This is a genomic window from Actinophytocola sp. (genome assembly GCF_045807065.1).
GTDB lineage: Bacteria > Actinomycetota > Actinomycetes > Mycobacteriales > Pseudonocardiaceae > Actinophytocola.
Map to the genome: position 1 here is coordinate 1 of NZ_JBJMIE010000286.1, position 2217 is coordinate 2217.

The 2217-nt window shown below is 71.2% G+C and carries 2 protein-coding genes and 1 pseudogene; 1 reads left to right on the plus strand and 2 read right to left on the minus strand.

Annotated elements, in window-relative coordinates:
* Together ACJ73U_RS16565 and ACJ73U_RS16570 are read right to left on the minus strand one after the other, a co-directional pair.
* Positions 1-791: hypothetical protein (locus ACJ73U_RS16565; protein ID WP_407778520.1), on the minus strand; the 791-nt coding region annotated here is incomplete at its 3' end.
* Positions 788-1438, minus strand: coding sequence for a Pvc16 family protein (locus tag ACJ73U_RS16570; protein WP_407778521.1), 651 nt, complete (start codon positions 1436-1438; stop codon positions 788-790). The genes ACJ73U_RS16565 and ACJ73U_RS16570, both read right to left, overlap by 4 nt.
* A 198-nt stretch (positions 1439-1636) precedes the next feature.
* Between ACJ73U_RS16570 and ACJ73U_RS16575 the strand changes: the two are divergent.
* A pseudogene (locus ACJ73U_RS16575) lies at positions 1637-2217 on the plus strand (phage tail sheath family protein); the annotation flags it as partial.

Consider the following 2217-nt stretch of genomic DNA (forward strand, 5'->3'; position numbering starts at 1 on the left):
GCGATGATCTTGGCGGCGTTCCGCTGCGCCCACACCGAGACCTCGTTCGCCGCCCGCGCGGTCACCGCGGCGATGTTGGCGACCTCGGTCGCCCACACGGTGAGCCGCAGGTCGAGCTGCGCGCGCCGCGCCTGCGACGCCTCGCCACCGGGGCCGATCTCCGTCACGGTCTCGCGCATCGCGGACTCGGCACGCTGCAGCGTGTCCCACGCCGCGTACAGCATCGCCTTGGCGCGGTCCTGTTCCTTGCCGGCCCAGTGCTCGTCGGTGAAGCCGGTCAGCGTGGTGTTGAACGTGGCGACCAGCTCGCCCTTGAACGCCTGCACCTGCGCCCACGCGGTGAGCGTCGCCGGTACCTCTGTCGCCGCCGCGGACAGCGCCTTGCCGACCGCCTGCGCCGCCGCCTGCTGGCCGACCATGCGCAGGGCGGTCTTCTTGTCCCCGCCGTTCTTGATGATCGGGGCGCACTTCGCGCGCAGGTCGTCGCGGATGGCCTTGGCCACCGGCAGGAACGCCTTCCTGTACCCCTCGTCGAAGTACTTGGCCCACGTTCTGTCCACTTCGGACCGGTCGTGGCTCGGGTCGGCGAGCCTGCGGTAGATCACGTCGATCTCGGGTTGGGTGAAGCCGGGCAGCACGTCCTGGTGGTGCACGGCGAGCCACTCCTCGTACACCATGCGGTAGCTCGCGCTCGCGGTGAGCAGGTGTGCGAAGTCCTTGGGGACGTCCGAGGCGAAGGCGTCCGCCGGGTTGCTACGTAGCCAGCTCGTGTCGACGGCGGGTGCGGTCATGGCAGGGTTTCCTCCGGCCGGTCGTCGGGTTCGGTGATGGACGTGCGGTGCCACCGGGTGCGGGGCAGGTCCGCGACGGCCGGCATGCCGCCCGCGGTCAGTGCGATCGCCTCGACCGGCGGCGCGGGTCGTTCGAACCTGGTCGGCAGCGCGGGCGCGGTGACGGTCAGGTCGAGCGCGGTGCGCATGGGGATGCCGAGCGCGGCCCACAGCTCGACCGACCGGCCGGCCGGCGTCCAGCCCACCCGCATGGGGAGGCCGGCCGCCAGCACCCGCAGCGATCCACGCAGGTGGTCCACGGCGAGGGCGTCGCAGTCGGTGTGCGCGCCGAGCAGCGCGCCGAGCAGCTCGTGCTCCTCGGCCGCGGTCGACGCCCACGCGGTGACCAGGTAGGACAGGTGGTAGCTGCGGGCCGCGTTGTGCACGGCCGTGACCCGACCTCCCGCGTCGCGGACCCGCACCGGGCCCGCCGCCATCCCGTCGAGGTTCTCGGTGACGGCGTGCAGGAACAGGTTGACGATCCCGGCCCGTCTCGGTCGCGGCGCGATCCCGGTCAGCAGGGTCGGGTTGTCGAACCCGACCTCGGTGCCGGGGGCCAGCTGCGTGGTGAGCCAGGCCTGGAGGGACGAGTCGACGTCGGCGAGCACACCACGCAGTCTGTCCGCGCGGGGCCGTCCCCGGCGGGAACCGGGGCCAGCGGCAGGGCCAGAGCGTGTTTCCCCCAGGGGCAACCGAGGTTGGACCCGTTGCTGCACAACGGACGTAGAGGCTCACCTGGTACCGGTGACAGCGTGGATGCCGTCATGTCGTTGCCGTTTGTGGTTGTCGTGGAAGGGGACCGGCGGATGGCGAACTATCTCGCTCCAGGCGTCTACGTCGAGGAGGTGTCGTCCGGGTCGCGGCCGATCGAGGGTGTCGGCACCGCCGTGGCGGGCTTCGTCGGCTTCACCGAGAAGGGGCCCGTCTCCGAGCCGACTCTCGTGACCAACTGGACCCAGTACACCGGCATCTTCGGCGGTTTCGTCGACAACGCCCACCTGCCGCACGCCATGTACGGCTACTTCCTCAACGGTGGCGGGACCGCGTATGTCATGCGCCTGCCGGACGGCCGGAAGGACACCGAGGAACGGATCGCGCGCGCCGCGGTCCCGGCCGCCGGGGACGACAAGCGGTCCGCGTTCACGCTGCGGGCACGTGCGGCGGCCGCCACCGACGACATCAGCGTGACCGTCGGCGAGTCGACCCAGGCCGACGGGGAGACGTTCCGCATCGACGTCGTGCGGGGCGGGAAGGTCGAGGAGAGCTTCGACAACCTGACCACCAAGCGCGGTCCCAACAACGTCGCCACCGTGATCTCCCGCAACTCCAAACTGGTCGAGCTGGAGGACGCGAAGACCGCGACCGTGGTCGCGCCGAAGAAGGACGC